Origin of the sequence: Leptospira stimsonii, from assembly GCF_003545885.1 — a bacterium.
In the GTDB taxonomy this organism is placed as follows: domain Bacteria; phylum Spirochaetota; class Leptospiria; order Leptospirales; family Leptospiraceae; genus Leptospira; species Leptospira stimsonii.
On the sequence record NZ_QHCT01000001.1, the window covers coordinates 355197 to 378248 of the forward strand.

Here is a 23052-nt window from a genome sequence, read left to right on the forward strand (position 1 = left end):
GATTTTTTTTAATTAAGAAAGAATCAAGAATTTGGGTCCGGCGGAAGAACCTTACATTCCCCCTTTCCGATCGTGTCCCCTTTTTGATTGGTCCAGAGAATTTTCATCTCCACCATCTTTAATCTCTCGACTTTAGATTTTACTTCGACGGTACATGTGATCGTATCTCCGGGATATACCGGTTTTCGAAACTTGGTCACCGTTTCCAAAGCGACGGTTCCCAACCCGGGGAGTTTCATTCCCAAAACCGGCGCGAGTAAAGAGGCCGCGAGCCCCCCGTGTGCGATCCTTGTTCCGAACATGGTCGTCTTTGCATATTCTTCGTCCACGTGAAGTGGATTAAAATCCCCGCTGATACCTGCAAAAAGATAAATGTCCGTTTCCGTGATCGTCTTTGAAAAACTCGCTTTATCGCCGATTTGAATTTCTCCGTAGGATTTCCCTTTTTGGTACATTCAAAATTCTCCGTAAATTTATGCGGAAACCGCAGTAGCTCCGAGGATTCCCTCTTTTAAGAATTCGATGCAGTTTTCGACTTCCTTTTCCGGAACGGTTAAATCGCCAAATGCCTTTAAGAATTCGTTAACACCTTGTTCATCCAATTCTTTTAGATAACCGATTCCGCGTATATAACGAGCAGTCAAATAATATGCAAGAATTTGAATATCTCTTTCCTTATCGGAAACCTTGTAATGATTGCTGTCTTCGAGCAAATCCCAAACGCTTAATTTGAGAATGGTGGTCAAGGTCAGAAGATCGGCAAAGCCGAATTCAAAAGGTTGTCTTTTTTTTCTTTCCGGATTCTCTCCAACCGTGCGAATGAGTTTCTCGAGCTTTGTAATCAGCTTTGCAACGGGATTGTCTTTGATTTTTTTCTCGGAGGCGATCCGAGTTTCTTCGGAAACTGCGCTCTCAATGATATTCTTAAATTTATCGTAACCGCCATAACTTGCTGAAATGATACTTCTCTGTACTTCGGAAGTACCACCTCCGATGGTGCCGAGTTTTACATCCCTATAAAGACGGCTTACGGGAACTTCTCTCATATAACCCATTCCACCGAAAATCTGAACCGCATCCGATGCTACTTCTTCACTCACTTCGGAAGCGTAAACTTTTACGATCGAGCTTTCCATCGGAAGACTCACATCCGGTTCTGCATCTTTTTTGCGTGCGACGAAATAAATGACCCTTCTTGCCGCGCAGAGATAAACCCAGGTTCTCGCTATTTTTTCCTTCATCGCAAAAAAGGAAAGAATCGGTTTCCCGAACTGATGTCGATTCCAAGCGTATTGTAAACAACTCTCTATTGAATATTCCATTCCTCCCATTAAAGCGGCAAGAAGAACCGTTCTTTCCCATTCCAAGGTGGCTTTTCCGATTCTTAAAAAACCGGAATTGAGAGGACCGAGTAAATTTTCCTCAGGAACGAACATATCTTCGAAAGAAAGTTCAGCGGTCGTGGAAGTGTTGTGGCCTAATTTTTTTAGAACTTTAGAAACTTTGAATCCTTTCATATTGGATTCTACGATAAACGCGGAAACTCCCATCGGACCGCGAGACTTTGTCGTTCGAGCCATCACGATAAAAACTTGTCCATTCGGACCGTTCGTGATATACATCTTACTTCCGTTCAGAATAAAACCGCCTTGCGTTTTTTCCGCGAAAGTTCTCATTCCCGCCGCATCGGAACCGGAATCCGGTTCAGTTAAACCTAAACCGGCAATCCATTCACCGGAAGCGAGCTTCGGTAAATATTTATTCTTTTGTGCCTCCGTTCCTTGAAAAAGAATCGGAAGAGTCCCTATGATCATGTGCGCCCCCCAGGAAAGTCCGAACCCTGAGTCCAACGAACCGGCGTTAAACGCTTCCTGCGCGAGACAACACTGGAAGCAACTTCCTCCTTGTCCTCCGTATTGTTCCGGAAGAGGAATTCCAAGTAATCCCATACTTCCCATCTCTTTCCAAAGTTCATCATCCCAGGTGCAGTCTTCGTCTCTTTGTTCCACGGTTGGAAGCGCTCTTTCTTTTGCGAATTCCTTTACCGTGATATAAAAGTCTCTATCTTCGTTTTTTAAATATGGATTTAAAAACAACATCTTACTTAGTTAACTCCATTACTTCTTTTTTAAAGTTTTCTAATATTTCGTTTCGTTTCATTTTTAAAGTTCGAGTCATTTCTTTATCCGGATCGAACGGTCTTGGCACGACGTAAAATGCGTTTTGTGGTATCAATTCGAACGCCTTAAATCCGCCTTTACGTGAAATTCTGGATGAAATCTCTTTCTTAAAAACTTCCCGAACTTTTGGATTTTGATTCCACTGTGCCGGGTCTTCGGGAATTCCTTCTATCTCCGTTTTCATTCTATCAAAGTCCGGCACAATTAAAACAACAAGATGTTTACTTTCGTGTCCTGTAACCATGACCTGATTGATAAATGGAGAATTGAGTAGTTGATCCTCGATCGGAACCGGTTCGATATTTTCTCCGCCAGTAAGGACGATCGTGTCCTTCGCGCGCCCGGCAAAGGAAAGTTCTCCTCTATAATTCACTCGCATGATATCCCCGGTATCAAAAAAACCGTCCTTGTCAAAAACGACTTCGTTGAGTTCGGGACGTTTGTAATAACCCATAAGGATTTGTTTCGATTTGAGCCAGAGAGTCCCTTTTTTCGTACTTCCTTTCGGAATCGGATTTCCGGCTTCGTCTTTTAAACGATACTCATAACCTGCCACCGGAATTCCGACCGTTCCGGAAGAAGGTTTTTTCGGTTTTCGAATCGACGTCACGGCGGAAGTTTCCGTCATTCCGTATCCTTCTAAAACGATCAAACCGATCGCAGATAAGAATTTATCTACAACACTCGGAAGCGCACTTCCGGCAGATACGGATACTCTTAATCTTCCACCTAACGCCTTATGAACCGATGAGAAGATTAGAATCGCAAGGACCTTGAGCGGAGAAAGAAAGGTTAGTTTCAAGAGCGCGAGTAAACGTCTCGTGGATTCTTTGAAAAACGAAGGTTTTTCGATTTGAAAGTCATATCCGAAAAGAATGGATTTGTTAAGCGACCAGATCATTCCAACTTTCAGGAAAAAATGAAACAAAGCCCTTTTGAAAGCCGATTCTTTGGAGACCTTCGCCATGATTCCGTTATACAAAGATTCCCAAATTCGCGGTACGGAAGGAAAAAGAGTCGGACGAAAGTCCCGAAGGTCCTCTTTCAAAGAAGTAATATTAGAAATTAAGAATGTGACTCCAAGAGCAACGGTGCAATATTCTATCGCCCGTTCAAATGCGTGCCAAGGAGGAAGAAGGCTAACACCCGAATCTTCCGAGGTCAAACCCGCAAAACCGATTACTTTTTCCACAGCAGAAATCCAACCGGTTTGATTGAGCATGACTCCTTTTGGAGCCCCCGTCGTCCCCGATGTATAAATCAGAGTCGCAAGTTCATCCGGAGACTTCTCCTTCAAACGATCTCTCACGGCGTTCGGATGACTTCTTAGAAATTCTCTTCCGGAATGGATCAAACTCAGAACACTTTCCGGACCAGATCTCAATTCTCCCTTATCATCTTCTAAGACGAAAACTTTTTTGATCCCGGGAATTTGTAAAGCGAGTTGAACCAATCGCGCCTTATCTTTATCCCTTTGAACCATCGCGTATCTACTTTCCGAATGATTGACTATATAAAGAATATCCTCGTCTACGACATCGGTTCCTCTCGGAACGCAGACCGCCCCCGAGCTGATGATCGCCAAGTCCGCTAAAAACCAATTCACACTCGAATCGCAAAGATAAACGACCTTGTCTTCTTTTGTAATTCCTTCAGCGATTAGGCCCGCCGTAAGTTCATCGACTTGGTCCTTGAGAGTGGAGAAAGTCCTTCCCTGAATTCCGTTCTGAGTTCTCTTACAAAATGTTTCTTTGTTCGGAAAACGCTTCGCGGACCGTTCCAAAAGATCGTATAAGTATTTAAAATCTGTCTCCAAAATCATTCCCCTCGAGAAAAGAATATTCTCTTCCGGCAGAAAGAATAGAAATCGAAGTCAGTCTATCAAGTTCTTTTTGTGAAACACAACGAATTTGAAACGAAATAAACGTTTGTTCACTCTTTCATCGGATGCTTCATCCAATGAAAGGGGCAAAAACCAACTTTTGTCGGTTTCTGATAAACCGAAATGTTCTCTCCTTTCGTAAATGAAATTTTGAAAAAGAAATCCGAACACCGTGTAAAGCAAAGTCAATAGAGAATCCGATTTCTGTAACATTCGAATCGCCGAAAAAAGAATTGGGAATTTGAAATCGCACGATTAAAAAATCCTAATAGAAAAAGGAAAGCAGGAACGGAATTCAGGATCGGAATGGAAGGAAAAAATATAAGTCGAATATCATTCAACTTCCTTACGTGGATGAATTAGAATGAATAGAAGAAGCGACTCAGAATCAATTCAATTTCTAAAATCGATTCCTTGCGACTTCAACAAATCTAAGAATTGATTTTCATCAAAAACGGTGATTCCAAGTTCATTCGCTTTTTCTAATTTAGAACCGGCACCGGGACCGGCTAAAAGATGGGTCGTTTTCGAACTCACGGCGCTTACTTTTCTTCCACCGTAATAGACGATCAAATCCATCGCCTTATCTCTCGGCTGAAAGTTTTCAAAGGATCCGGTCACGCACCAGGATTGGCCGGCAAACGGTTGACGATCGGCGACTTTTATAGGATCGGCTTTCATCTTGAGTCCGGCTTTCTTGAGTCTTTCTAGTAATTTTAGAATCTTCTTATCTTTGAAATTCTCTCCGAACGCTTGAACCGTAGAAGGGCCGATGCCGGGAATTTCCAAAAGCGATTCGATCTTCTTTGGATTTTTCGAAATGTCCAAAATTTGATCGATAGAATTAACACCGTGTTCAATCAATAATTCCGTAACCTTATGACCGATCTCGGGAAGCCCGATCGAAGGAAGAACGAATCGGAAATCTTTTTGTTTGGAATCTTCGATTCCTTTGAGAATGATGGAAACGCTCTTTTCTCCGAAACCTTCCTCTTCCATTAGCTTTTCTTTTTTATCTTTTAGATCGTAAAGATCGGCAATGGATCGAATATAATCATGATCATATAAGAATTCGATCTGTTTATCTCCGAGTCCTTCGATGTCCATTTGTTTTCTTTGACAGAAAAAAATGATTCCATTCTTCACTCGATCAGGGCAATCGGAGTTCGGACAAAACAAATCGACCAAGCCGTCTTTCTTAATCGTTTTTGTTTTACACGAAGGACAACGATCCGGAATCTTAAAGACATCCTTACCCGGAGTTACGACCTCTTCTACCGCCGGAATGATCTCGCCTCTTTTAGCGACTCTAACGATCGCTCCGATTCCAACTCCGAGTTCGTCGATATAGTCTTGGTTGTGTAAGGTGGCAAAAGTTACGGTGGTTCCCGCTAAACTTACCGGTTCTATTTCCGCTCTCGGTGTAATTTTTCCGGTGCGCCCGACCGCATAAGTGATCGCTACGATCTTACTTTCCTTCATCACTGCGTCGAATTTATAAGCACGAGCCCAACGCGGTGAATGGGAAGTATAACCCAAAGCGTCTCTTTTCGAAATATCGTTTAGCTTGATGACAAGTCCATCCGTTGGAAACCCAAGAGTCTCCTTCCTCTTTTTGAAATCTTTGATTGTCTTCGCGATCTTGGACCCGGTCACATAGACGGTATCAGGAGCCAATGGAAATTTCAGCTTTTCTAACTGAGAAAGAATTTCCTGATGAGTTTTTAGTTTTTTAGTTTGATTGGGAAAGGTCGCGTCGTATGTAAAAATTCTCAAAGGACGTTTTGCGGTATCCGAAGAATTCTTTTGTTTGATGGATCCAGCCGCAAGATTCCGAGGATTTGCGTATTTACCGGAAGAAAGTTCGTTGAATTCTTCGAAGTCTTTATATGTCATAAAAACTTCGCCCCGCAAATAGACGCTCGTAGCATCCGGCAATCGAAGCGGGATATTTCGAATTGTTCTAATATTATCGGTTACGTCGTCTCCGATTCCTCCGGAACCGCGAGTTACGCCATTCTGCAACATTCCATTTTCATAATATAGAACGATAGAAGCTCCGTCAATTTTCCATTCTACCGAATAAATTCCTTCCGGATCGGTTTTGTTGACCCAATCCAAAAGTTCCTCATCGTTGTAAGTATTGATCAAAGAAAGAACCGGAAGTTTGTGCTGAAATTTTTCAAAGTCTTTGTCCAAGTCGGATCCGACGACTAAGGTCGGGCTGGCGGGATCTTTCAGTTGAGGAAATTGTTCCTCAAGATCCTGTAGTCTTCGAAAAAGTTTATCGAATTCGAAATCAGAAATCGTAGCGTTATTCTTTACGTAATAAGAATGTTGATGAATACGAATCTCATCCATCAACTTGGTTATTTCTTTCTTTGCCTCTTTCTCGGAAAGAGATTTGTCTACGGTCTCTTTTTTCTTAGCCATATCGAATCGGAAGCAGGTTTAATAAACGGGAACTTTTAAAAATTCCATCGGATCGGTACGATTGGATTCTCCCAGCCATACTTCGTAGTGCAAGTGCGGGCCGGTCACGTTACCGGTCGATCCTACTGTTGCGATCAAATTTCCCTTTCGAATCTGTTGTCCGTCTTTTACAAAAATTCTCGTACAATGTCCGAAAAGAGAAAAATAACCGTTCGCGTGTTGAATGACGATATGATTTCCATAACCGCGGTTGGAATAGATCACTCTGTGTACTCGACCGTTGCCAGTCGCATAGATCGGAGTTCCGGGCACGTTTGCAAGATCGATCCCGTCGTGGTATTCCATATAACCGGTAGTAGGTGAACGTCTGGTTCCGAAATAAGAAGTGAGATTATAAGAATAAAGCGGTTCTCCGAAAGGAAGCGCGTCCATGATATCATATCTTGAGTTGAGAAAGTCATAAACACTATCCATAAGAGGACGTTGTTTATCCATGTAAACTCTCGCGGTACGATAACCGTAAATTTCGGAAAGATAACTTCTTCCCAACATCAAATCTTTGTCTGCCGCTTCTTCCGTTTTTAATTCTGCGAGAGCGATCGATTCGATATCCGATTCGTCCGGAAGTTTGAGCATTTCGTCCCTTTCTCCATCCACAAGGGAATAAATTTCTTCGAGACTTTCGGTGAGAGCGAGAAAATCATCCTGCACTCCTTCCAGTTGTTCTGAATATTCGATGTATTCGTCGAAGTATTTACCGTAAACCTGCGCGAGAGCGTTGATCTGCTTTCTTGTATTGTTGTATTTAACGATCCCGAATACGGCGATTCCTAAAATGGAAACCAAAAGGCTGAACAAGAAGAAGATCGTGAATACTGATATTTGAAAATGAAATGATTTATCGAATCCATGAGGGATCAACAGTACTGTGAGTCTTTGATGACCCTTTTCCTTTACTTGATCCAGTCGTTTGCGGATTTCCTTTTCCATGGGAATAGACTCCAGATAAAGAGTCTATTCCGGGGAAGTATAGGTCAAGTGGAAACCAGATCCATCAACATTCCGTATTTCGGTCTTAATGTGACTAAAGGTTCCATTTCTACTTTATGTCCAGGAACGGGCTTCAGATCAAATCTTCTCGCGATCATACTTAGGATAAGAATCCCTTCGGTCATCGCAAAGACGTTTCCGATACAAATCCTCGGACCGCCGCCAAACGGGATGTACGCGTATTTCGGGCGATCTTTCGAGTTTTCCTCCGAGAAACGTTCCGGCCAGAACGTTTCTGGTTCTTTCCAAAAACGAGGATCTCTGTGAATCGTATAGATACATATGGAAACGTTCGTTCCCGGAGGAACCTTGTATCCTCCGACCTCGTCCCAACCCAATGCGGATCGTTCGACTGTCCAGGCCGGCGGAAAAAGGCGCATCGATTCTTCCAAAACCATTCTTGAATAAGTCAGAGATCCGACGTCTTCTAAGGATGGAATCTTCTCTCCCAAAACATTCTTCGCTTCCTCTTTGAGTTTGGAAAAAACTTCCGGATGATTTGATAAAAGATGAAATGCCCAAGTCAATGCGTTCGCAGTCGTTTCATGTCCGGCGAGAAGAAGAGTAATCGCTTCGTCTCGAACCTGTTCGACGCTCATCTTTTCGCCGGTTTCTTCGTCCTGGATTTCCAAAAGCATACTAATCAAATCATTCGATGGATTTTTTCTTCTTTGATCGATCAGTTCGTAGATGACTTCGTTCATCGATTCGATCGACTTTCTGAGTCTTAGATTTCCGGGGAGAGGCCAATGAACCGGCGGAGGAAAGACCATTGTCAAACGTTTGGTTACTTCCTGCATCGCGATTTCGACATTCTTCGCAATGATTTCGGAATATTCCTTCACATCGGATCGAAACAAGGTCTTGCCCACGATCGCAAAGGTGAGTCTCATCATCTCTTCCGAAAGATCCACCCTGAGAGTTCCGTTTTTTTGTCTGGATTCCCATTCTTGAAAAATATTCTGAGTTTCCCCCGCCATGATCTGAGTAAATTCTGATATTCTCTGACGATGAAACGCGGGTTGAATGAGCCTTCTCTGTTTCTTCCAGAAGTCTCCTTCCGAAGTGAGAAGTCCCTTTCCTAAAATTCTTTTAAGTTCGATGTAAAAGACGCTCTTATGGTAGTTGGCGCTATTTTCCTGAAGAACGTGACGGATGTCTTCCGGGCTCTGAATCATAAAGATTCTCGTTTTACGGATTCCGAATAAAACGACGTCCCCGTGTTTCTTTCGCATGTCTTGGAAGAATCCGATGATGTCTCTACGCATTCGATACAAATGACGAAGCGCGAAGAGGCCGTAGGAACCGGGAGGAGATTTGATTTTTCGTAAGTCTTTTTTCGGGGAAAGACTGGAGTTTAAAGAAAACATTGGATTCTCCAAGTTTGATTTTATTTCCGGATCGAGCCGGACTCCAGCCGAGACACTTATCATATTAGAATTCTATAATTCTAATATTGCATTCGATTTTTATTTCTAAAGGGAATCGGAATTCCTAAAATCATTCCATCACGATTCACTTTCGGTAAAGACAGTGAAGAATACGAACAAAATCACCTGAACTTCGTTCGTATTCTCTTACTTCAAAGAATTATCTTCGATCTAAGGAAGCCTCGATCAAAGTATCCACATCCAAAGAAACGGGCATCGTATTGGATTCTTCTTCATTGAAGAATGTGCTTTTTGCCTTGGATTCCGCTTCTGCGGTCGTTCCGTAAATTTGCTCTTGAACCCAAGAATGAAGTTCGTTGCGAGCAATGCTGTTTTCATTCGTTTCAAAAAACGCGAACCATACGATGGAACTCGAAAAAAACGCGGATAAAAATGTGACCAACGCCAATTGGATCATCTTCCACCTGCGTTTTTTATAAACTCCATCACAAATTTTAGAACTCCAAACCTTACTACAAAGTCTGTCTGAAATTTCTTTTTCGAATCCGTTCGATTTCATGCCTTGTTTATCCTATCTCTCACTTATCAACGAATATTTTCTTTAACATCTGTTTTCCTCGAAAGGCTCGGGACTTTACCGTTCCTTCGGGAATACTGAGTTTCTCCGCAATCTGTTGTTCTTTGTATCCTTCTCCAACGAGACTCAACACGGACTTATATTTCCATGGTAGCATGGCGAGAAGATCTTTCAATTCAAAATCGGTAAAGCTTGCGGAAGCGGCTTCCTTCTCTTGAATAGAATGATCTTGGATCACCTTCTCCTTCAGCCTGCTCGCAAGGGCCGTTTGTCTGGAACGTTTTTGGTTCATTCTCAGAGATTCGTTTCTTGCGATCGTATAAAGCCAAGTGCTCACCGCGGAATCTCCGCGAAACTTGTTTGCGGAAAGACTTTTGTAAGCTCGGAAATACGTTTCCTGCACTACGTCGTCGATCGAGTCGTGAAATTCTTCAAATAAGTTTTTCTTAATCGCGGACAAGACGATATGTTTTGTCGAATCGATTAGCTCGGTAAATTCTTTCTGATCCATGGATACCTCAGTGTAGGATTCCCTGTATTGGTAGTATAATTCTTTCCGGAGAAAAAAGATTCACTGGGAATCCGTTTTCTTGGCGTGTAGAAGGCTCTTTGATTTTGGACTTTTGGTCCTGCGTTAATATTTTTTCTATAGCGAGGCGATGAGAAATCTGATTGATACGGATTTCGGTCGTATATCTTCCGATTTCAATCAAGAGTTTTCGAATTTTCGTCAAGTCAACGTTAGGCTCCATCAAAAGCCCTTCGAGTTCGATCTCTATCGGAGAGATTTTTTGGAGCCAACGAAAATGCGCTTGTTTGTGTTTTTCATTGATTCTTGAAATCTCATCCAATTGTTGTTCCGAAAGAGCAAATCGTTCCCGAACCGTATCCACATTTCCGAACACAAGTCCGAAACTCCTCAGCTGGCGAATCGGTGCCAATTGACGAACCGGCGCGGAAGTATTGGAATCCGTACCGGAGCGGAGCCCCATCAGTTCTTGGGAAAAAATAACCGCCGGCGCAAGAAAGCAACCGGCGACGGTCATTCTGACAATTGAATTCAGGAGATTCATGAGGTATTTGCTCAAAATATAAGACCCGTAGCCTAAAGGTTTGTTTCCTGTTTCGAAAATTTTTACCGGATCCTTCCGGCTGAAAACAAAAAAAGGGTTTTTCTCTTTGAATTTGGCTTGTAAGGCCCTAAAAAAACAATCCTGATTTTCACGGAATTGTCCAATTGTGTTTCGCTTAAAATTCTATAAAAAACCTACATTTTACGTTTGGACCGGATTCATTCTGTTCCTTCTCGTAGCCGCTCCGATCGCGATCGATTTCAGTTTTGAAGAATCGTATCTTCATACCGAACGATTCCAAAACCACAGATCCGCCAGACCGGCCACCGTTGCTGTCGTTCCGGGAGCGTCGGTTTACAAAAACGAACCTTCGCCGGTTTTGAAAGATCGATTGGATTGCGCTTTAGAATTGTATCATCAAGGAAAGGTGCGTAAGATTCTTCTCTCCGGCGACAACGGTTCGATTTATTATAACGAAGTAAAGCCGATGCTCCTCTACATTCTTAAAAACGAAGTGAACGAAAGGGACATATTCGTGGATCACGCCGGCTTTCGAACGTTAGACACCTTGGTTCGTGCAAAAGAAATTTTTCAAGTTAAGGATTTGATTTTCGTGAGTCAGAGAGTTTATCAACCGAGGGCCGCATTCCTTGCGAATAAGATCGGTCTGAAGTTCCAAGCGTTCGAAGCCGACAGAAGAATTTACACGAGCGGACCGTTCAGTCGTATTCGAGAATTTTTCGCGCGGACGCTTGCATGGGTGGATATGAATCTATTCAAAACAAATCCGAAGTATTTGGGAGATCCGTTTCCGATCGAAGGGAGCGGGATAAAGACCTGGAAAGGATCCGTGCTCTAAATTCTTTTTGCATTATTCTATCGATCCGAAATTTTTAAGTAAATTCTTCTTTCGCCATCGCTTCCAAAAAGAAAAAGATCGACCTTGATTTTCCTCGAAAGGTGCGAAAGGAATTCAGACGCAAGAACAAGAACAAATTTTGATTTTGAAATCCGATTCTCGACGGGAATTCGGAAAACAACGTTTGAACTCGCAAGACATCCGTTACGTTATGCGAAACGGATTTGATTCCATAATTTTAGATGTCAGAAAAATTTCAGAATTCCTTAACTTGCGTTCCGACCCAGTGATAAACATCGCGAATCGTATCCGCTAATCCGAACTCGGGAACCCAGCCTAACTTCTTAAGTTTAAAATTGTCACCGGACAATCGCCTCATCTCTGCGGCTCGGAATCGAGAAGGATCCACTTCCACCGGAATTTGTTTTCCGGAAGTCGCAATGATCTGATCCAGAATTTCCCGAATTATAATTTCTTTTCCGGAACAGATATTGTAAATCTCGCCCGGTTCTCCTTTTTCGCAAAGAACACGGTAAGCGCGTACGACATCCCGAACGTCCAAAAAATCGCGTGTGGAAGTCAGATCGCCGACCAGAATCTTTCTTTCACCTTCAGTTTGTTTGGCGGATTTCCAGACTTGCGCGCAAAAATTCGGAATCACAAAGTTCAAACTCTGTTTTGGCCCGGTGTGATTGAAGGGTCTGGCGATCACGACTTCGATTTCCGGAATCCAACGATGATACTGAAGGCAATAAATTTCTGCACAAGATTTGGAAGAAGAATATGGATTCAACGGTGCGGGAATCACAGACTCCGAAACCGGGAGATCCGACTCGGAAACGTTACCGTAAATGTCGGATGAGGAGATATAGACGAAGCGAACTTTCTTTTTTAGTCCTCGCAGAGCTTCTAAAATATTCATAGTCCCGTGAACGTTGATCTCCAACGTTTCACCCGGGTCTTCGATTGCACGAGGTACAAAGGGTTGTGCGGCCAAATGAAAGACTGCATCAGGAGAAAAATCTTGAATGATTTTTCGAACCTGATCTCCGTTTCGAATATCGCAAATTGTAGAACGATATGTTTTAGGAAGCTCAGGATCGTCCTCTAAATTCGGTCCGGGAAGAATTCCGATCCCTAAAAATTCGGAATAAGAATCCTTAAGCTCCTTTAGCAGGTAAACACCTACAAACCCAGCGGCTCCTGTAATAAGGCATTTCATAGAATTCTTGATTTTCCGTAAAAATACTGTTGTTTTAGAAAATGAATAAAAAACAATCGAATAAAATTCTCTCTCCCTTTGCCGCATGGAAGATAAATTTCAGGAACTATTCGAAATCAGAGATTCCCGGATCAATGTCCGGGAAATTATGGAAGAAATAGAATCCAAACTAAAAAAGAATCCTTCCACAAAAGAAGAAATCGAGAAACTCGCTCATTGGAAGTTCTCTCCTCCGAGTCCGGAAGGTTATAGAGATTTCGATCCTGCTGAAATCGCACATCTTTTTGAAAAAGGAATTGCGGCTCCTAAATTCTCCAATCCAAAACTTTGGTTTGTGCGAGGACCTTTGAAATGGTTGTTGATCCGATTCGCGGAATTCTATTCTTTCCTTGATAAAAAACTTTCGGAGAACAGAACGCGCGCATTCTACAGCGTGTTACATGAATTGATCCTGATCCGTTCTGAAAATCAAAATCTCAAACGAAAAATGGAATCCTTCTATTCCGAATTCTTAGAATGGAATCAAGCCATCGGGAAGGAAGTGCGACCAGAATTTCTTTGGGCAAATGAAAATCTTTATTCGGAGGATACGATCGAGGAAAGCGAAACGTTTTTGCTGGAGTCCATCGATCCTTCGGAAAACGTTTTGGTTCTTTCTCCCGGTTGGGGAAAGGTTCTAAAACAACTTTTAAAGTTAGGAGTACAGTTCGATTCCGTAACTTGGAATCGGTCCTGCGAAGAATTCATTCGGACTTCGATCACAGCGAAAATCGATCTGGAAGAACCCGGTTCTATTCCGAAAAATTGTTCCCAATATTCTAAAATTATAATATCTGAAAATCTTTCCATTCATCCTCATTGGTTGATCGAAAAAGCGCTTCGCTCTTTGAGTCGGATGGTTGCGTCCGGAACGGAAATTCGGTTTCGATTCTCCAATGAAAACTCGAACTACCCTTCTCCTTTTTTGCCTTTGCGGCTAACAAAAATTCAGGAACCGTTGATTCGAGACTATTTAAAACAATTAGGTTTTCGAAATATAATAGAAAAAAAATCGGAAGACGGATTCACAATTCTATCGTTTAGAAAATGAAAGTCTATCAGCACGTTACAGAGTTCCGGGACGGAGACGGAATCGGAAACGATATCAAAGGAATCTCCGGCGTGTTGCAAACATTAGGAATTTCGAATTCGATTCTCTGTCTTAAAAATTTTTCCAAAGAAAACTTCGACGTTCAAGCTCATCCGGTCGTAAGTGAATTCAAAAAAGAAGACGTCCATATTCTGAATTACGGCGGATGCGGTTATCCTCTGGACTGGTTTCGCGATCTCCCGGGAAAAAAAATCATCCGATACCAGAGTTTTACACCGGCCATCTATTTTAAGAATTTTGTAAGTTCTGAAATTTACAACACGCTTCAATTGGAAGAAAAACGTTCTCTTTTGGAATTGTATTCTCTAAAAAACGAAACCGATTTGTTCTTACCTTCTTCCGAATTCAATGCTGAATTCCTAAAATCACTCGACATCGAAAATCAAATCGTTCTGCCGATCGTAAGAAAATACAAAATTCGAGAAGGAGTTCCAAAATACAAAAGGGAATTCACGATCGGTTTTATCGGAAGAATTTCTCCGAACAAAAAAATTGAGGATCTCCTAGAGCTCCTTCCTTCAATTCTTAAATTTAGACAAAACATCCAACTATTGATTTGCGGTAATGTTTCTCCCGTTTTCGAAGAATATTATATTTTCCTTAAGAAGCTCGTTTTACAGAAACGCCTCATGGGGCACGTTCAAATAAGACTGAATGCAAACGACGTTGAAATGCAATCGTTCCTCAATTCGATGGATCTTTACGTTTGTATGAGCGAACACGAAGGATTTAATATTCCCGTTTTGGAAGCGTTCGGTGCGGGAATTCCCGTCATTTCCTATTTTGCAGGTGCGACGCCTGAGACGATGAAAAACGGAGGAATTCTTTTTAAAAACAAGTCTTCCGAATCCCTAATTCTTCTGGCCGCCTTGATAGACAACCTCATCGAAAGAAGAAATCTTAGAGAACAGATTTCTCAAAAAGAAAAAGAAGTCATCGAAGAATACAATCGTTTTCCTTTTGAGAATTTGTTTAAAGAGCGGATATTGTCATGAAAGCAGTTCAACAATTTTCCGCCGGTTTTAATCCGGGTGACGCGATCAGCAATGAAATGTTGGAAATTCGAAACTACTTAAGGGAATTGGAATATAAAGGAGATATCTATTCCGAAAACATCGGTGCTTCCAGACTTCCTTTTGTGAAAAAATATAAGACTTACAACAAATCGTCCAAGGATATTTTATTCTATCATCATTCCATTCACTCCGGAATCTTCGATTTTCTAAGAAGTTTTCGGTCTCCCAGAATTCTAATCTATCATAACGTAACACCGCATCATTTTTTTGAATCATACGATCTCAAGATGAGCTACCTTTTGAAAAAGGGAAGAGAAGAACTAAAGGAAATGAAGGATCGTTTCGATCTCGTTTTCGCGGTTTCTAAGTTCAATCAAGCGGAATTAGAGACGTTGGGTTTTCGCAACGTGGAGATTCTTCCGATCACTTACCAACTTTCGCAGTCGATTTTAAAAACGGAAAAGGCCGTTTCTCCCATCAAAAAAATTCTTTTTGTTGGGCGGATAACACCGAACAAAAGGCAAGACGATCTTTTGCGTCTTGCTTATGCTTACAAAACTTTATATTCGGATCAGTTTCAATTCTACCTCGCTGGATTTAGTTCCAAAGAATTGTTCCTTTATCGGGAAGAATTGGAGAGGATGTTGGACTTTTATAATTTAAGAAAGAACGTCTTGATCACAGGATTTCTTTCGGATAACGAATTGAATCATCTCTACCAAGAAGCGGACGCTTTTGTTTCCATGAGCGAGCACGAAGGATTTTGTGTTCCTTTGATTGAAGCGATGGTTCATAAAATTCCAATTCTTGCATATGCCGGCGGCGCCGTTCCGGAAACGCTGAACGGTGCGGGAATTCTTTTTAAAGAAAAAAAATTTCCAGATCTGGCAGTTTTGCTCCATAAAATTTTGACTGACGTTGATTTTAAGAATCAAATTTTAAACCGACAAAATCTGCGTTTGGAAGAATTTAAGAATTTAGAATCAAAATCCGTTCTGAGGAAGGCGATTGAAAACCTCTCTTAAAAAAATCGCCGTTGTAAGTCCGATTTTTTCCGATCAAGTTTCGGGCGGATCGGAAAAACTGATCTTTCAGTTCGTAGAGTTATTGGCGAAGGATTTTGAAATCACCGTGCTTACGACTCGAAGTCTCGATTACGTTTCCTGGAAAAACTCGATTCCGATACGCGAAAATTATATTCTTCAAGATGGGAACCTTCCATCCAAACCGATCGGAATAGAAGAGCGTACTTCTTCGTTAGGAGGAACGTATAAAGTTCTTCAGTTCACGGTGGAAAAGAGCAGAAATATCGAAAAGTTTAATCGACTTTCTAAAAAAATCTTAGAGGAACCTTCCCTTCAAAATCGGGAAAGCGTACATCACTGGATCGAAGAACAAGGCCCTTACGTTCCGGAAATGATTCAATTTATAGAATCTCGAAAGAGTGAATTCGAAGTTTTTTTCTTTGTGAGTTATCTTTACTATCCTCTCGTTCTTGGCTCACCGCTCGTCGCGGAAAAATCGGTTATCATTCCGACGTTTCACGATGAGGCTCCTGCGCATCTTCCTATCTACAAGGAAGTTCTCACAGATCAGAGCTCTTATTCGTTTAATACTCCGGAAGAATTGGATGTGTTTCGGAATATATTAAGATTTACTCCGAGCATATATTCTATCACAGGAATGAACCTAAATCTGGATAAGAGTTCGTTCACCTCCGATTTGAAGAATCATTCGAATTCTGAGAATTTCAGTTCTGATAAGGAAGATCCATTCTTATTGTATGTCGGTCGAGTGGATTTGGGTAAAGGTTTTCTGGAGATGGCGGAATGGTTTTTGGATTGGAAAAAGAATTCGAAACTTCCGCATAAGCTCAAGATAGTCGGAAAAATCGCCTCCAAAATTCCTCCAAGAATATTAGAAAATCAAAATGTGGAATTTTTAGGTTTTGTAGAAGAGCAGACAAAGATTCGACTTCTACAAAATTGCAGTTGTTTAATCAATTCTTCCCCTCTTGAAAGTTTTTCCATCGTTCTTATGGAAGCCTGGCTGGCGGAAAAACCCGTTCTCGTAAACGGAAAATCGGATGTTCTCAAGGGGCATTGTTTGCGAAGCAACGGCGGACTTTTTTATTCGGATAAGAAGAGCTTCTCCGCAACATTAGATTATATCCTAGAACATCCGATGGATTCTTTGGAAATGGGGAAGAATGGAAAACGCTACGTGGAACAGAATTTCAATCCGGAAGTCGTCCGCGAAAAACTTCTGCGTTTGATCGATAAGACAATTCAGAAAAAATACGCTGGAATTTAATACGGAGAGTCCATTCGTTTTTTAAGATGAAAACTTTCTCCGTAGACGAAGTGTCGTAGTTCCGACAAAATCTTTTCTAAAAAATATTTGAATCGGACGTAAAGTCCGATTTTGAAAAAAATACGGCATATTCTTCTTTTTTGAGATTCGGTATTTTTTATTATCCATAATATTATATTTTTATAATATATATTTTTCCCTAATGCCCTATTGTCACACTTTAAGTTAAGTCGTGAAGATATTCACTCATCCCGGCTAACATCTTCTCGTGTAAGATTCCGTTGCTCGCAACCAGATTCGGGATATAGGGTGAAAATAGATTTCCATCGTATGTGGATAACTTTCCGCCGGCTTCGTTCAAAATTACCGAAGGCGCCGCCATATCCCAAGGTTTGAGACCTTCTTCCCAAAATGCATCGAATCTACCTTCCGCAGTCCAACAAAGATCCACACCGGCGGATCCCGTTCTTCTCACTCCACGCGTCTTGAGTAAAAAATTTCTATAATGAAACATCAATCGATCGATCTTCTTTTCTCGATCGTAAGGAAAACCAGTACAAAGAAGAGATTGTTTCAGTTCCTTTGTTTTCGAAACGTGAATTTGTTTTTTATTCTTAAAGGCACCGAACCCTTTTTTGGCGTGATAGACTTCCCCCGTTCCAGGAAACGGAACGATACCGAAGACGACCTCTCCCGTTTCCTGGTTTTCCAGACCGATACAAAGACAGTACAAAGGAAGTCGATGCGAGTAATTTACGGTTCCGTCTAACGGATCCACGATCCATTTGAAAATCGAGGTTCCTTTTTTATCGGTTCCTTCTTCGCCAAGAATCGAATCCGCAGGAAACATTCTTTCAATTTCGGATATGATTCTTTCTTCCGAACCTTTGTCTGCCTTCGTAACCAAGTCGATCTCACCTTTGTAAGCGATTCCAAGATCGTTTTCCTCTTGAGTTTCGGATAAGAATTCCATCACCTTGGGAACAAAGTTCAGGAAATGCTCGTATCTGATTTTGATTTCGTTTTCTAAGCTCATTCTATCTCCAGCTTCTTTCTCGCTTTATCGCGATGTTCCGCTCGAATCGCGGATTGGACACTTGCCAGTACGGCCGCGATCACTCCCGCGTCATCCAGAAATCCGGCTCCTGGAATAAAATCGGGAACCGCGTCCAGAGGAGAAATGAAATACGCAAGAGCGCCTGCGATTATGAGTTTGGTTCGTAGCGGAGTTTCTGGGTCCATCATCGAATAATAAAGTGCGACCAGGTCTTCCGCAAAAGGAATCTTAGAAACCACAGACTTCAATTTCGGCCAAAAATCTCTTTTTACCTTTTCGATCAGATCCACAACGCCTCCTTTTCCTATTGGAAATTGATTTCTCTCTTGTCCCAGATTCTGCTTCCAGGTATCAAGAAAGAAAGATGATTTTTATTTCCACAGCGCTTTTCCCGGAAGCAAAACCTTTGATCGAATCTTTAGAACTCAAAATTCGTAGAGAAAAATCACCTTTCCCTATCTATCAGAATGAAACCTTTTCTTTGATCGTTTCCGGTATCGGAAAAATTTCCTCGGCGATGGCGACCTCATTTCTTTTAAGCCGACTGGAAAAGGAGATTCAAGAATCGTCTTGGATCTTTAATTTCGGAATCTGCGGTTCTCCTGAAAGTTTCGCAAAGATCGGAGAATCGTTCTTAATCCATAAAGTCACTGATTATGGCTCAGGAAAAAACGTTTATCCCGATATTCTTTTCAAATCCCCTCTGAAAGAATCGCCGCTTGTAACGGTAGACAAACCGGTTTTCGAAGAAGAATCTTCCTATCACAAAAACACGATAGTCGATATGGAAGCGTTCGGTTTTTTTCAGGCCTCAAGGAAATTTTTCACCTCCGATAGAATTCGAATCGTAAAAACGGTTTCGGATCACTTTACAAAAATCGAATCCTTTTCGGGTTCCAATCTTACGAATATCGTTTCGGAAAAAATTCATTCGGCTCTTCCTGAAATCCATAGCATTCTTAAAATTCCTGTCGTTCCCGAAAAAAAGATCGATCTTGAAGAGGAAGAATTGGATACCCTGCGTTCCTTCATCGAATTTCTTCGTTTATCCGAAACGGAAACGATCCAACTCAAAGATTGGATGTTGGGCTATAAGATGAGAACGGGAAAGTCTTCCAAACACGGACTTACCATCATACAACAAAACTTCGAAGCAGAATCGGAAAAAGTGAAAACAAGAGAAGAAGGTAAAAAAGGATTGTATGCGCTCAGACAATTTTATCAGTCCTAAACGATTTTCTCATATTTATTTGGAGGAAGCGGCGAAGAATCATCCGAAGACAAAGGAGATTCTTTCAAAGTTTCCGGAATCGATCGTGATCCCGATCGATTCTTACAAAGAAGTTTTCAACCCTTCTTCTCAGAGTTTTCAAACTCAAAAACGAAGCCCAAAGCTTATTCTTGCAAAAAGAAAGGAACAGTTTTTATATTCCGGCTCGGGCGTCGCTCCCGACTTCGGTTATCAATTTTTCTATTACAACGCGCTGGTTCTCAATTGTCTTTACAACTGTTCTTATTGTTATCTGCAAGGAATGTATTCTTCCGCGAACTTAGTGGTCTTTGTAAACAACGAAGATTACATAAGAGAAACCGCCGAACAACTGAAGTTATCCAAACCGCTCTATCTCTGTATTTCGTACGATACCGACCTTTTGGCCTTGGAAAGTACATTAGGATATTGTAAAGAATGGATATTATTCGCAAATACAAACCCGGATTTGATCGTTGAGTTGAGAACCAAAAGTGCGAATTTCAAATCGATCTCCCACCTAACACCGACGGAAAATGTCATTCTTGCGTGGACGCTTTCTCCGGAGTCCGTGATCGCCGAACACGAACCGTTGACTCCTAGGCTTTCCTCGAGATTAAAAAACATCAAGGAAGCTCTGAACGCAGGTTGGCAAGTTCGTCTTTGCTTGGATCCAATTCTGGGAATTCCGGATTGGAAAAAAATTTATTCCGACTTTGTCCAGGAGATATTTAATCAGATCGACGGAAACCAATTGAGAGAAATCAGTCTCGGAGTTTTTAGGATGAATTCCGATTATTTTAAGAATTCTAAAAAAAGAAGACCCGATTCTTATTTGTATTATTTACCGATGGAAACCCACGATTCCATCAAATCTTATCCGGAAGAATTAGAAAAGGAAATGTTTTCCGAATTGGAAAAAGAACTGGTCCGTTTTATTTCCAAGGATAAGATTCACAGATTAGTTGCGAGTGAAATGGAATCCAAATGACTCAAATTTCTAAACCGAACGGCTTCTCCGCAATCGTAACCGGATCTTCGAAAGGAATCGGACAAACGATTTCAGAATTCTTAATCTCCAAAGGATATCGAGTTCTAGGAATCGCAAGATCGTTGCCGAGCTCATCTCTTTTAAAGAATTCTTCCTTATATCGTCATATCCAAATGGATCTTTCTCAAACCAAGGAAGTGGCTCAACTTTCCGATCTTCTCAAAGAAGAACCTCCTTTGAAAATTCTTGTGAACAACGCGGGCTTTGGAAATTTTTCCCCACACGAAGAAATACCGATCGAAGAATTGGAAAAAATGCTCCTTGTGAATTTTGTCTCGCCTATTCTGATCACCAAATTGCTGTTAAGAGATCTCAAGAAGAATGAAGGCTGGATTTTTCAGATTCATTCCGTCGCCGCAATCAAAGAATCTGTAAGAGGTGCGGCTTATGCTGGAACGAAAGCCGGACTCAGACATTTCGGTTTAAATTTGTTTGAAGAAATTCGAAAAGCCGGTGTCAAATTAGTAAGCATCAACCCGGATATCGTAGACACTGAATTTTACGATCGTCTCGATTTTGGAAAGGATGAAGACCCGGGTTCTTTTCTTTACGTCGAAGATGTTTTAAACGCATTCGAATTTGCACTCAACGGAAGGGAGAATCTCGGTTTTACGGAAATTACGATCCGACCTAGATATCATAGAATTTCTAAAAAGCCGATCGTTCGAAAACACGAAAGAGATTTTGAATCGTGACAAAAGGGGTGAAAAAATGAATCCAGGAGAATTGAACGTTGCACTTGTTCAGTGCGATCTTTCTTGGGAAAATCAGGACGCGAATTACGAACACGTTCGACGTCTGATTTTTTCCACTCTTGAGAAACGAAAGGAAGAAGCACCGGACTTGATTCTTCTTCCGGAAACCTTTGCAACCGGATTTACGATGCGGTCGGAAAGAATCGCCGAACCCGACGAAGGTCCGACGGAAGTCTTTTTGAAAAAGATCGCCGAAGAAACGGGAGCCTATTTCTGCGCGGGCTGGATTCGAAAGAATCCGGGAAGAAAACCCTTCAACACGGTCAGCGTCGTTAAACCCGACGGCAACATTGTATTAAGATATTCTAAAATACATCCGTTTACGTTCGGAGGAGAGGATAGGCACTATTCTTCGGGTTCTGAGATAATGAGTTACGATTTAAACGGTTTTCGAATCACTCCGTTTATCTGTTATGACATTCGTTTTCCGGAGATTTTTCGAAGAGTCGCGGGAGAAACGGATATATTTACGATTCATGCAAATTGGCCGATCCCGAGAATTCATCACTGGGATCTGATTCTCAAAACCAGAGCCGTTGAAAATCAGGCCTATGTTTTTGGGGTCAATCGGATCGGAATCGCCGGTTATAACAAAAGTGTTCATCACGACGGACATTCGCTCGCGGTGGCGCCTAACGGAGAATTTACGGACGCAGGCGAGGAATTGGAAACGATTCTCTTTTACAAAGCGGAAAAAAAAACAATTTTAGAATATCGTGAATCGTTTCCCGTATTGAAAGATCGAAAAAATCCGGAAACGATCATCGTCAGATCAACGGTGCATTCTTCTCAAACCTAAGAAATCTTTCGGTCAAGGGAAGATTTGCTTCGATCAATTCTCCCGTGAATGGATCCTTAAATTTTAAGAAAAAGGACAGCAAAAGAAGTCCGTAAGATTCAAATTGCGCACCCGCTCTCGAATACAATAGGTCGCCGACGACAGGACATCTTTGACTTTGAAAATGAACTCGGATCTGGTGCGTCCTTCCGGTTTCCAATCCTACTTCCACAAAGCTGAATTTTCGTCCCGTCCTGGAATTGATGTATTTTAGAACTTTATAATGAGTCACCGACCGTCTTCCTTTCGGTGAAATTGTCATCTTGAGTCTTTCCACAGGATGTCGAGAGATCGGAAGATCGATCGTTCCCGATTCTTCCGGAGGATGTCCTTGTACCCAAGCGTAGTATTTTTTTTCGATCTCTCTTTTTCGGAAGAGTTCGGATAACTTTCCATGAGCTCGGTCATTTTTCGCGATGAGAATCAACCCTTCCGTTGGTTTATCCAAACGATGAACGATTCCTGGTCTGGCTTCTCCCCCTGCTTTCGAGAGATCCTTGAAGTGATAGAGAAGTCCGTTTACAAGACTTGGGGAACGATCGCCCGGACCGCTGTGACTTGCAATCCCAGCAGGTTTGTGGATAATGAGAAAATCTTCTCTTTCTAAAATAACGGGTAAGGACATCGAGACCGGTTCTAAATTCAACGGTGGTCTGGGTGGAACGGAAATGGAGAATTGATCCCCTTCCTTTACCTTGAGAGAACTCTTATCTTGAATTTTCTCGTCTTGATTTCGAACGTATCCCGAATCAATCCACTTCTGAATCGATGCTCGGGAGACTTCGTCTCCTAAAGAAAGTTTGAGAAATCGATCGAGACGATTTCCGGTAAATTCTTCTGTGACCTCTGCTTTTAGTTCTAAGTTCATTGAATTGGGGGGAAGGATCCAGATTTTTACTGCGCGCGTTTTTAGCACTCTAAAAAAACAGTTTCCATTTTCCTTCCTAAGCCTTAAT

22 protein-coding genes are annotated in these 23052 nt (G+C 41.7%); 9 read left to right on the forward strand and 13 right to left on the reverse strand.

Features of this window, described 5'->3' with window-relative positions; translation table 11 throughout:
- Positions 1 to 23: 23 nt before the first annotated feature.
- The 9 genes from DLM75_RS01755 to DLM75_RS01800 form a co-directional block, all read right to left on the reverse strand.
- A complete protein-coding gene (locus DLM75_RS01755) occupies positions 24 to 455 on the reverse strand; it encodes a MaoC family dehydratase (protein ID WP_118966833.1) in 432 nt (143 codons plus the stop codon).
- Between the two features lie 18 nt (positions 456 to 473).
- Positions 474 to 2099, reverse strand: coding sequence for an acyl-CoA dehydrogenase family protein (locus DLM75_RS01760; protein ID WP_118966834.1), 1626 nt, complete (start codon positions 2097 to 2099; stop codon positions 474 to 476).
- A gap of 1 nt (position 2100) precedes the next feature.
- Positions 2101 to 3996 carry an AMP-dependent synthetase/ligase gene (locus DLM75_RS01765; RefSeq protein ID WP_118967923.1) on the reverse strand — a complete coding sequence of 632 codons (1896 nt, stop codon included), beginning with the start codon at positions 3994 to 3996 and terminating at the stop codon, positions 2101 to 2103.
- A 459-nt stretch (positions 3997 to 4455) separates the two neighbouring features.
- Positions 4456 to 6495, reverse strand: a complete 2040-nt coding sequence (gene ligA / locus DLM75_RS01775) for an NAD-dependent DNA ligase LigA (RefSeq protein ID WP_118966836.1) — start codon at positions 6493 to 6495, stop codon at positions 4456 to 4458.
- An 18-nt stretch (positions 6496 to 6513) separates the two neighbouring features.
- A complete protein-coding gene (locus DLM75_RS01780) occupies positions 6514 to 7485 on the reverse strand; it encodes a M23 family metallopeptidase (protein WP_118966837.1) in 972 nt (323 codons plus the stop codon).
- A 44-nt stretch (positions 7486 to 7529) separates the two neighbouring features.
- Complete coding sequence (locus DLM75_RS01785) at positions 7530 to 8915, reverse strand: cytochrome P450 (RefSeq protein ID WP_118966838.1); 1386 nt, start codon at positions 8913 to 8915, stop codon at positions 7530 to 7532.
- A gap of 220 nt (positions 8916 to 9135) precedes the next feature.
- Positions 9136 to 9495 carry a hypothetical protein gene (locus DLM75_RS01790; protein WP_118966839.1) on the reverse strand — a complete coding sequence of 120 codons (360 nt, stop codon included), beginning with the start codon at positions 9493 to 9495 and terminating at the stop codon, positions 9136 to 9138.
- Between the two features lie 19 nt (positions 9496 to 9514).
- Complete coding sequence (locus DLM75_RS01795; protein WP_118966840.1) at positions 9515 to 10024, reverse strand: RNA polymerase sigma factor; 510 nt, start codon at positions 10022 to 10024, stop codon at positions 9515 to 9517.
- Positions 10025 to 10031: 7 nt separating this feature from the next.
- Positions 10032 to 10586, reverse strand: coding sequence for a Spy/CpxP family protein refolding chaperone (locus tag DLM75_RS01800; protein ID WP_100788024.1), 555 nt, complete (start codon positions 10584 to 10586; stop codon positions 10032 to 10034).
- A 220-nt stretch (positions 10587 to 10806) separates the two neighbouring features.
- Here DLM75_RS01800 and DLM75_RS01805 point away from each other — a divergent pair, with 220 nt between their 5' ends.
- A complete protein-coding gene (locus DLM75_RS01805; RefSeq protein ID WP_429945423.1) occupies positions 10807 to 11445 on the forward strand; it encodes a SanA/YdcF family protein in 639 nt (212 codons plus the stop codon).
- A 256-nt stretch (positions 11446 to 11701) separates the two neighbouring features.
- Here the strand turns inward: DLM75_RS01805 and DLM75_RS01810 are convergent, their stop codons facing one another.
- Positions 11702 to 12667 (reverse strand): GDP-mannose 4,6-dehydratase, encoded by a 966-nt coding sequence (locus tag DLM75_RS01810; RefSeq protein WP_118967924.1) that lies wholly within the window; start codon positions 12665 to 12667, stop codon positions 11702 to 11704.
- A gap of 85 nt (positions 12668 to 12752) precedes the next feature.
- On the opposite strand from DLM75_RS01810, the gene DLM75_RS01815 reads away from it, so the two are divergent.
- The 4 genes from DLM75_RS01815 to DLM75_RS01830 are packed head-to-tail and all read left to right on the forward strand — an operon-like array spanning position 12753 to position 17146.
- Positions 12753 to 13757, forward strand: a complete 1005-nt coding sequence (locus DLM75_RS01815) for an LIC_10202 family protein (RefSeq protein ID WP_118966842.1) — start codon at positions 12753 to 12755, stop codon at positions 13755 to 13757.
- The gene (locus DLM75_RS01820; RefSeq protein WP_118966843.1) at positions 13754 to 14812 is read left to right on the forward strand and encodes a glycosyltransferase family 4 protein; all 1059 of its coding nucleotides are present in this window, start codon (positions 13754 to 13756) and stop codon (positions 14810 to 14812) included. Before DLM75_RS01815 ends, DLM75_RS01820 begins: the two co-directional genes overlap by 4 nt.
- Positions 14809 to 15858, forward strand: a complete 1050-nt coding sequence (locus tag DLM75_RS01825; protein ID WP_118966844.1) for a glycosyltransferase family 4 protein — start codon at positions 14809 to 14811, stop codon at positions 15856 to 15858. The genes DLM75_RS01820 and DLM75_RS01825 overlap by 4 nt, the downstream gene beginning before the upstream one ends.
- Positions 15842 to 17146, forward strand: coding sequence for a glycosyltransferase family 4 protein (locus tag DLM75_RS01830; RefSeq protein ID WP_118966845.1), 1305 nt, complete (start codon positions 15842 to 15844; stop codon positions 17144 to 17146). The genes DLM75_RS01825 and DLM75_RS01830 overlap by 17 nt, the downstream gene beginning before the upstream one ends.
- Positions 17147 to 17366: 220 nt before the next feature.
- On the opposite strand, the gene DLM75_RS01835 is transcribed toward DLM75_RS01830, so the two are convergent.
- Positions 17367 to 18182, reverse strand: coding sequence for an inositol monophosphatase family protein (locus tag DLM75_RS01835; RefSeq protein ID WP_118966846.1), 816 nt, complete (start codon positions 18180 to 18182; stop codon positions 17367 to 17369).
- A complete protein-coding gene (locus tag DLM75_RS01840; RefSeq protein ID WP_118966847.1) occupies positions 18179 to 18493 on the reverse strand; it encodes a YkvA family protein in 315 nt (104 codons plus the stop codon). Before DLM75_RS01840 ends, DLM75_RS01835 begins: the two co-directional genes overlap by 4 nt.
- A 74-nt stretch (positions 18494 to 18567) precedes the next feature.
- Here DLM75_RS01840 and DLM75_RS01845 point away from each other — a divergent pair, with 74 nt between their 5' ends.
- From DLM75_RS01845 to DLM75_RS01860, 4 genes are read left to right on the forward strand one after another with little or no spacing between them, the layout of a single operon-like run.
- Complete coding sequence (locus DLM75_RS01845; protein ID WP_118966848.1) at positions 18568 to 19434, forward strand: 5'-methylthioadenosine/S-adenosylhomocysteine nucleosidase family protein; 867 nt, start codon at positions 18568 to 18570, stop codon at positions 19432 to 19434.
- Positions 19406 to 20443 (forward strand): SPL family radical SAM protein, encoded by a 1038-nt coding sequence (locus DLM75_RS01850; protein WP_118966849.1) that lies wholly within the window; start codon positions 19406 to 19408, stop codon positions 20441 to 20443. The genes DLM75_RS01845 and DLM75_RS01850 overlap by 29 nt, the downstream gene beginning before the upstream one ends.
- A 5-nt stretch (positions 20444 to 20448) precedes the next feature.
- Positions 20449 to 21198, forward strand: coding sequence for an SDR family oxidoreductase (locus tag DLM75_RS01855; protein ID WP_174715075.1), 750 nt, complete (start codon positions 20449 to 20451; stop codon positions 21196 to 21198).
- Between the two features lie 16 nt (positions 21199 to 21214).
- Positions 21215 to 22057, forward strand: a complete 843-nt coding sequence (locus DLM75_RS01860) for a carbon-nitrogen family hydrolase (protein WP_118967926.1) — start codon at positions 21215 to 21217, stop codon at positions 22055 to 22057.
- Here DLM75_RS01860 and DLM75_RS01865 read toward each other — a convergent pair.
- A complete protein-coding gene (locus DLM75_RS01865) occupies positions 22026 to 22964 on the reverse strand; it encodes an RluA family pseudouridine synthase (protein ID WP_118967925.1) in 939 nt (312 codons plus the stop codon). The two genes, DLM75_RS01860 and DLM75_RS01865, sit on opposite strands and share 32 nt — an antisense overlap.
- Positions 22965 to 23052 lie beyond the last annotated feature (88 nt).